The sequence below is a fragment of the Streptomyces nanshensis genome, from assembly GCF_001751255.1.
Classification (GTDB): Bacteria; Actinomycetota; Actinomycetes; order Streptomycetales; family Streptomycetaceae; genus Streptomyces; species Streptomyces nanshensis_A.
Window position 1 is genome coordinate 1 of record NZ_LJGW01000382.1, and the last position, 8,038, is coordinate 8,038.

Annotated in this window: 6 protein-coding genes and 1 pseudogene; 3 read left to right on the forward strand and 4 right to left on the reverse strand. The window is 73.8% G+C overall.

From position 1 onward, the window contains the following. On the forward strand, positions 1-1,185 hold a 1,185-nt coding region (gene cydC / locus AN218_RS23500), incomplete at its 5' end, for a thiol reductant ABC exporter subunit CydC (protein ID WP_107421549.1). On the opposite strand, the pseudogene AN218_RS38425 reads toward cydC, so the two are convergent. Further along, a pseudogene (locus AN218_RS38425) lies at positions 1,169-2,017 on the reverse strand (HAD family hydrolase); the annotation flags it as partial. The gene cydC and the pseudogene AN218_RS38425 overlap by 17 nt on opposite strands. 90 nt (positions 2,018-2,107) lie before the next feature. After that, complete coding sequence (locus AN218_RS23510) at positions 2,108-3,079, reverse strand: LLM class flavin-dependent oxidoreductase (protein WP_079132503.1); 972 nt, start codon at positions 3,077-3,079, stop codon at positions 2,108-2,110. A gap of 147 nt (positions 3,080-3,226) precedes the next feature. Here AN218_RS23510 and htpX point away from each other — a divergent pair, with 147 nt between their 5' ends. Both htpX and pspAB read left to right on the forward strand, forming a co-directional pair. Beyond that, positions 3,227-4,138, forward strand: coding sequence for a zinc metalloprotease HtpX (gene htpX, locus AN218_RS23515; RefSeq protein WP_070018895.1), 912 nt, complete (start codon positions 3,227-3,229; stop codon positions 4,136-4,138). Between the two features lie 15 nt (positions 4,139-4,153). After that, positions 4,154-4,879 carry a PspA-associated protein PspAB gene (gene pspAB, locus AN218_RS23520; RefSeq protein ID WP_070018896.1) on the forward strand — a complete coding sequence of 242 codons (726 nt, stop codon included), beginning with the start codon at positions 4,154-4,156 and terminating at the stop codon, positions 4,877-4,879. 73 nt (positions 4,880-4,952) lie between these two features. On the opposite strand, the gene AN218_RS23525 is transcribed toward pspAB, so the two are convergent. Continuing rightward, positions 4,953-6,431 (reverse strand): cryptochrome/photolyase family protein, encoded by a 1,479-nt coding sequence (locus AN218_RS23525; protein WP_070018897.1) that lies wholly within the window; start codon positions 6,429-6,431, stop codon positions 4,953-4,955. A 55-nt stretch (positions 6,432-6,486) separates the two neighbouring features. Beyond that, the coding region (locus AN218_RS23530) for an FAD-dependent oxidoreductase (protein WP_244900630.1) at positions 6,487-8,038 on the reverse strand (1,552 nt) is incomplete at its 5' end.

Sequence of the window (8,038 nt, forward strand, 5' to 3'; positions counted from 1 at the left end):
GGCTCGGGCCTCGCGGCCCTCGTGTGCGGACTGACCGTGACCGCCGCAGCGTGGACCGGCGTCGCGGCCGTGCAGTCGGGGACGCTCGACGGGGTGTGGCTGGCGACCGTGGTGCTCACGCCCCTCGCGGCGTTCGAAGCGGTCAACGGCATGCCGCTCGCGGTACAGCACCGGCAGCGCGCGCGGCGGTCGGCGGAGCGCGTACGGGACGTCCTGGACGCGCCCGAACCCGTACGGGAGCCGGAGCGGCCCGAAGCGCCCCCGGCGTCGCCGTTCCCGCTCGTCCTCGACGCCGTCACCGCCCGCTACCCCGACGCGGAAGAATCCGGCGGCGGGGCCCAACGTCCCGCTCCGCTCGCGGAGTTCGGCCTGACGCTGACCCCCGGGCGCCGGGTCGCCGTCGTCGGCGCCTCCGGCTCCGGCAAGACCACCCTGGCCCGTACGCTGCTGCGCTTCCTGGACGCGGAGAGCGGGACGTACACGCTCGGCGGCGTACCGGCCCGTGCGCTCGACTCCGACGCGGTGCGCCGGCACGTCGGCCTGTGCGCCCAGGACGCCCACGTCTTCGACAGCTCGCTGCGCGAGAACCTGCTGCTGGCGCGGAAGGGCGCCGGCGACGCCGAGTTGCGCCGCGCCCTCGCCGCCGCCCGACTGGAGCGCTGGGCCGACACCCTCCCGGACGGACTGGACACGCCCGTCGGGGAACACGGCGCCCGGCTCTCCGGCGGCGAGCGCCAACGGCTCGCGCTGGCACGGGCGTTGCTCGCGGACTTCCCCGTCCTCGTCCTGGACGAGCCCGCCGAACACCTCGACCTGCCGACGGCGGACGCGCTCACCGCGGACCTGCTGGCGGCCACCGAGGGACGTACGACGGTGCTGATCACCCACCGGCTCCAGGGCCTGGAGGCGGTGGACGAGGTGATCGTGCTGGAGGCCGGCCGCACCGTGGAGCGCGGTACGTACGGCGAACTGGCCGCCGCCGGCGGGCCGTTCAGCCGGATGCTGGCCCGTGAAGCGGCGAGCGGCCCTCCCGTGCGCTCCGCGCCGTACGGGGAGGCACGGGAGGACCCGGAGCACCGGGAGTCCGGGGAGGGTGCGCGGACCGGGAGCCGCGGCCCGTCCGGTCGGCCGCACGCTCCGCATCCCGGCGCCGGTGACCGTGCCGGAGCAGCAGCCGCTCGATGACCTCCGCGACGCCGTCCTCCTCGTTGGACGAGGTGTGCGCGGTGGTCGCGGCGAGCACCTCGGGGTGCGCGTTGGCCATCGCGTACGACGTGCCCGCCCAGCCCAGCATCTCCAGATCGTTGGGCATGTCCCCGAAGGCGACGACCTCCTCCGGGCGCACGCCGCGCTGCGCACAGCACCGCGCCAGGGTGCTCGCCTTGCTGACGCCCCTGCCGCTGATCTCCAGCAGCGCGGACTCGCTGGACCGCGTGAACTGCGCGTGCGCGCCCGCCACTTCGCGGGCCAGCGCGAGGAACGCGTCCGGTTGCAGCTCGGGGTGGAAGGCGAGCAGCTTCAGTACGGGCTCCTCGTACCCGGCGCCCAGCAGCTTCTCCGCGGGGGCGACGACGCCGACCGGATCCAGATGCAGCGGCGGGTACTCCGGGTCGAAGTGGATGCCGCCCTTGCGCTCCACGGCGAAGCTCACCCCGGGGGCCGCCGCGCGCAGGGCGGTTACCACGGCGAGGGCGTCGAGGCGCTCCAGCGCGCGGACGTCCACGACGCGGCGGCCGTCGCGCAGATCGACGACCGCGGCGCCGTTCGCGCAGATGGCCAGGCCGTGGCCGTGCACATGGTCGCTGACGACGTCCATCCAGCGGGCGGGGCGGCCGGTGACGAAGAAGACGTCGAACCCGGCGGCCTCGGCGGCGGCGAGCGCGGCGACCGTACGGTCCGAGACCGTCTTGTCGCCGCGCAGCAGGGTGCCGTCGAGGTCGGTGGCGATCAGCCGGGGACGCGGGTCCGCAGGCGAGCCGGGAGCGCGGGAGGAGGGCGGTTGAGTCACGACGCCCATCTTCGCGCATTTACGCGCACATCAGTGCGGGGGTGCACAGGGTGAGCGGGCGCCCCGCCCCTCGTAGCCGTCGTCATATGAGAGCCGTCGTCACGCGAGCTGCGCGAGCCCCTCCGTGGCGATGCGCTCGAAGACCGCCTCGTCCGCGGCGAACTGCGTCTCCGCGATGGGCCAGTGCAGCACGATCTCGGTCATGCCCGCCTCCGCGTACTTCCCGGCGAAGTCCACGAAGGCGTCGACCGACGCCGTCGGCGAGCCCGGAACGAAGCCCACCAGCATGATCTTCTCCAGCTCCGCGACGTCCCGTCCGGTCTGCTCGCACGCCGTCCCTAGCCGCTCGATCTGGTCGCGTACGGCCTGAAGCGCCTCCTCGGGCGTACCGGTCGCGGCGATGCGCGGATCGCCGGTGGTCACCCACGCCTGCCCGTACCGCCCGGCGAGCAGCATGCCCCGCGGTCCCGTGGCGGCCACGGCGAAGGGAAGGCGGGGGCGCTGCACACAGCCGGGGACGCCGCGGACCTCGTGCGCCGAGTAGTGGGTGCCCTCGTAGGTGACGGCCGGCTCCTGGAGCAGCCGGTCCAGCAGCGGTACGAACTCGGCGAAGCGGTCCGCGCGTTCACGCGGCGTCCACGGCCGCTGCCCGAGCGCGGTCGCGTCGAAGCCGTTGCCGCCCGCGCCGATGCCCAGCGTGATCCGCCCGCCGCTGACGTCGTCCAGGGTCATCAGCTCCTTGGCCAGCGTCACCGGGTGCCGGAAGTTCGGCGAGGTGACCATCGTGCCCAGGCGGATACGCGTGGTGGCCGTCGCCGCCGCGGTGAGCACGGGCAGCGCACCGAACCACGGCCCGTCGCGGAACTCGGCCCGCCAGGAGAGGTGGTCGTAGGTGTAGGCGGCGTGGAAGCCCAGCTCCTCGGCGCGCTGCCACCGTGCGCGTCCGCCCTCGTGCCAGCGCTGTACGGGGAGGATCACGGTGCTCAGCCGGGGAACGCGCGACGGGCGCGGGGCCGCGGACGACTGCGCGGAGGGCTGCGATGCGGACTGCGCGGAGGAAGAAGAAGCCATGGCGCCGACCCTACGGCGCGCGCACGGACGGCCTCCCGGACCGCGGTCGCTCAGCGTCGGCTTCCGGCCGCTCTCCGTCATTGGCCGCACGACGGGTCGACAGGGGACAATTGCCTCATACGTACGGGGGGTGAGAGGAGCGCCGTCATGGCAGCAGCGCGAGGACGATACGTGGCCGACCGGGGCCTCACGAGCCGCATGGTGGTCACGATGTTCCTCATCGGACTTCTCTACGTGGTGCTCGTCGGTGCACTGATCGCGGCGATGAGCAACGTATGGCCGTTGATCGTGATCGCCGTGGGCGGTCTGTTCATCGCCCAGTTCTGGTTCAGCGACCGCATCGCGGCCTTCAGCATGGGCGCACGCGAGGTCACCCCGGAACAGGCGCCCGAACTGCACGGCGCGGTGGACCGGCTGTGCGCGCTCGCGGACGTACCGAAGCCGAAGGTCGCCATGGCCAACAGCGATGTGCCCAACGCCTTCGCCACGGGCCGCAGTCAGCGCAACGCGATGGTCTGCGCGACGACGGGCCTGATGCGCCGCCTCGAACCGGAAGAGGTCGAGGGCGTGCTCTCCCACGAGCTGTCGCACGTCGCACACCGGGACGTCGCGGTGATGACCATCGCCTCGTTCCTCGGCGTACTGGCGGGCATCCTGACGCGGGTCGCCCTGTGGGGCGGCCTCAGCGGCGCCGGGCGGAACGACCAGAGCGGCGTCGGCATCATCCTGCTGGTGATCCCGCTGGTCAGCGTCTTCGTCTACATCGTCAGCTTCCTGCTGACCCGGCTGCTCTCGCGCTACCGCGAACTGTCGGCGGACCGGGCCGGTGCGCTGCTGACGGGCCGCCCCTCGGCGCTCGCCTCCGCGCTCACCAAGGTCACCGGGCAGATGGCCCGCATCCCCACGCGGGATCTGCGCAAGGCCGAGCCGTTCAACGCGTTCTTCTTCGCCCCGGCCTTCTCCGGCGAGACCGTCGCGACGCTGCTCTCCTCGCACCCGCCGCTGGAGCGCCGGCTGGAGCAGCTCAGCCGCATCTCGGCCGAGCTCGGCAAGCAGTGAGCGGAGGTTACGTCCATGGGTCTCCTCGACGCGCTACTGGGCCGCAGCAAGCCCGTACGCCCCGACCTCGACCGGCTCTTCGCGCTGCCGGCGGCGGCCGTCACGCTCCAGGCGGGCGCCGGTCTGGTGCCGACGGGGACGGGTTCGGTGTGCTTCGCGAGCGTCGAGGGCGGCGCCTTCCAGCAGCTTCGCCGTGACGTACGGGAACTGCTGGACGCGGATCTGTCGCGGGGGGCGGAGGCGGGGGTCGGGCCGGGTGCCGAAGCGGTCATCGACACCGGCGCCGGCACGGGTTCCGGTGCCGGAACCGGCAACGGCCCCGCGACGGCGGCCGAGTCGGGCGCCGGCACCGCCGAACAGAGCGGAACCCCCGTGGAGTTCAGCCAGGACGAGTACGGCTACACCTGGCTCGTCGCCCGGCACCCGGCGCAGGAACTGGGCGAGCTGGTGGGCGACCTGCACGCGGTCAACACGCTTCTGGAGGAGAACGGCTTCGGCCCCCAACTCCTGTGCTCCTTCGTGGCGTTCCGGTCCGAGCCCGGCGCGGAGCCGGCGCGTTCGCTCGCCCTCGTCTACCTCTACAAGCGGGGGACCTTCTACCCGTTCGCCCCGCACCCCGGCCGCAAGGAGAAGCGGGACAGCGAACTGGAGCTCCAGATGCGCGGACTGCTGACGGACGACCTTCCCGTCGAACCGGACCTGGGCCGCTGGTTCCCGGTGTGGGGAGCGCCGGGACTCTGAGCGGGGGTCCGTGCCCCTCCCTCGACCGCCCCGACCTCGACCGCCCCGACCGTCGCGATCGCTCCGGCCGCGCTCAAGGGCGCCGTCGGGCGCGCTCGTTCGCGACGACGTCGTCCAGACCGTCGATCCGGCGGAGGTTGCGCAACTGCGGCGCGAGGCGCCAATTGCCCGACAGCCGCTCCTCGTTGCGGGCGAGGAACCACCAGTACCCGCCGGTGTACGGGCACGCCTCCTCGCCCGTACGCGCGGTGGGCCGGTAGACGCAGTCGTGGCAGAAGTCGCTCATCCGGTTGATGTACGAGCCGCCCGCCGCATACGGCTTGGTGACGATCCGCCCGCCGTCCGCGTACTGGGACATGCCGATGACGTTGCCGGCCATGACCCACTCGTAGCCGTCCACGAAGCAGCGGTGGAACCAGTCGCTCAGCTCGGCGGGGTGCCAGCCGCGCTGGAGGGCGTAGTTGCCGAGGACCATCAGCCGCGGGATGTGATGGGTCCACCCCTGGTCGCGTACGTTCCGCAGCACGCTCGACAGACACCGGGCGTCCACGCTGTCGGCGTCGAGTTCCGCGAACCAGCGCGGCAGGCGGCGCCGGGCGCGCAGCGCGTTGCGCCGGGCGTAGCCGCGTCCGAAGTGCCAGTAGACGTGCCACATGTACTCGCGCCAGCCCAGGACTTGGCGGACGAAGCCCTCCGCGCTGCGCAGCGGCACCGCGCCCTCACGCCAGGCACGCTCCGCGGCGCGTACGCACTCCATCGGGTCCAGCAGACCGAGGTTGAGCGCGGCCGACAGGAAGCTGTGGCTCATCGCCGGATCGGCGGCGAGCATGGCGTCCTCGTACGGGCCGAACGTCGGCAGCCGGTTCTCGACGAAGTGCCGGAGCGCCCTGCGGGCCTCGGTGCGGGTCGCGGGGAAGCGCCGCGGTCCGTCGCGGCCGACGAAGGACATCTCGCCGCGGCGCTCGGCGGCGTCGAGGTACTCGCGCACCTCCGCGTCGATGGCGTCCTCTTCCGGGCGGTACGGCGTGGGGAGCGGAAGTTCGCCGTCCGGGGGCGGCGGTTCGCGGTTCTCCTTGTCGAGGTTCCACCGGCCGCCGGCGGGGCCGTCGCCGTCCATGAGCGTGCCGGTCGCCCTCCGGGCGCCGCGGTAGAAGCTCTCCATGAGCAGGTGGCTGCCGTCGCGTCCGGCGGCCCACTCCTCGAAGTGCTCGCGTCCGGTGGCGAATCCGCGCGAGGGCAGCACCGTCACCCCGTCGAGCCCGGCGGTGAACTCGGCGGCGGCCCGCGACGTGGGACCGCACACCGTCAGCGGTCCGCGCACCCGCGCGAGCGCCTCGCGGTAGGTGCCGGCCTGGACGAAGAGGGCCTGGTCGCCCAGCTCCGCGGCCCGGTGGCGCAGCGCCGAGAGCACGAGATGTGCCTTCTGGCGGTGGAAGCGGCGGCGGCGCAGCACCGCGCGGGACTCGATCAGCAGTACCGGCTGGTCCTTGCGGTCCAGGAAGTGCGGGCCGAGCTGGTCCGCGAAGCACCACCGGCGCTCTGGGTCTGCCATCCGTCCACAGTGGGACAACGCACGGGGCGCCGCACACGCGGGCGGGCCGCCCGGGTCAGCAGCCCAGTGCGCCCAGCCGCCGCAGCAGCGCCGAGCGTCCCGCCACGGGGACCGACCACAGCGGGTGCCCCCGTACGCCCCAGGTGGACAGCAGCGCGTTCGCCGCCTGGAACCCGGTGGTCGCCGCCCGCTCCATCAGCGCCACCGGCAGCGGCGTACGGACCAGGTCCCCGGCGAGCACGAGCCCCGGATGCGGAGTGCGCACGTCCGGCCGGGCGGCGTACTCGCCGACGGGGAAGTGCGGGCAGTCGTCGTGCCATTCGTGGCGTGCGTCGACGACCCCGGCGCGTGCCGTCTCCGGGTAGACGCGGGCGACCTCGCGGTGCAGCCGTGCCTCGGCGGCCCGCCGGTCGCCGTCCCGGGGCAGGGCGTAGGCGTGTGCCTCCACGACGGAGCCGCCGGTGCGGGCCGACCAGCGGGCGGCTTCGCCCTCCCAGCGGTCGAGGACGCTGACGTTGTCGAGGGGGCCGTAGCCGCTCGTACCGAGGAAGCCCGGCCGTCCGGCGTCCACGGGACGGTCCAGCCAGTAGCGCGAGACGAGGAACGGCGGGGCCTGCCGGAGCGCCGCGACGCGTTCGCGCCACGGGCCGTCGCCCAGGCCGGGCGAGGCGGCGACGAGATCCCGCAGCCCGCCGCTGTCGAGGGCCAGGACGACGGCGTCGTAGCGGTGGGTCTCCGGCGTCCCGTGACGGCCCTGGTCCAGGGCCGGGCCCTGGCTCCCGTCCCGGTTCCGGCTCCCGTCCCGGTCCCGGCCCTCGCCGGTGCCGGGATCGAGATGCAGCGCGAAGCCGTCACCGGTGCGCCCGGCGTACGGCTCGACCGAGTGCACCCGCACGCCCGTACGGACCGGGACGCCGAGACCGTCGAGCCGCTGTGCCAGCGGGTCCCAGAGGGCGGCCGGAAAGGGCTCGGCAGGCACGTCGAAGAGCAGGCCCTCCGCCGAGCCCAGGAAGTAGATGTGGAACATCAGGACCAGCTCGGCGGCGGACAGCTCGCGCGGGTCGGCGAAGAAGCTGCGGGAGAAGACCTCGAAGGCCAAGTCCCGTGCCGGGAGGGGGAAGTTCACACGGTCCAGGAAGTCCGCGGCGCTCACGCCGTCCAGGCGCTCGTAGACCTGGGGGACGCGTACGTCCAGCAGGCAGAGCGCCTCGCGCGGATTCATCCCCGCCATGCCGGAGAGCGTGAAGGAGGGGCTGCGCGCCACGAAGCCCAGCACGCTCCACGGCGGCGTGCGCGGCACCCGCCGGAAGCTGTCGCGGGTGCCGCCGCTGCGCTGGAGCGGATAGTCGGGCAGCGGCACGAGCGTGCCGGGGAGTCCGGCGCCGCCCGTACGCGCCAGCAGGCTCCGCAGGTTGTAGTACTGCCGGAAGAAGGCGTGGAAGCCGCGGCTCATGGTGACGGTGCTGCCGTCGGCGAGCCGGGTGCGCCAGCCGCGCAGCCGGCCGCCCAACGTCGCCTGCCGCTCCAGCAGTTCGACGCGTACGCCACGTTCGGCCAGCGCCGTCGCCGCGGCCAGCCCGGCGATGCCGCCGCCCACGACGGCGACG

Bases quoted from the DNA above. Each gene is read 5' to 3' on its own strand.
- pspAB (WP_070018896.1), top strand. From the start codon at position 4,154: ATGGGTCTCCTCGACGCGCTACTGGGCCGCAGCAAGCCCGTACGCCCC.
- htpX (WP_070018895.1), top strand. From the start codon at position 3,227: ATGGCAGCAGCGCGAGGACGATACGTGGCCGACCGGGGCCTCACGAGC.
- AN218_RS23525 (WP_070018897.1), bottom strand. From the start codon at position 6,431: ATGGCAGACCCAGAGCGCCGGTGGTGCTTCGCGGACCAGCTCGGCCCG.
- AN218_RS23510 (WP_079132503.1), bottom strand. From the start codon at position 3,079: ATGGCTTCTTCTTCCTCCGCGCAGTCCGCATCGCAGCCCTCCGCGCAG.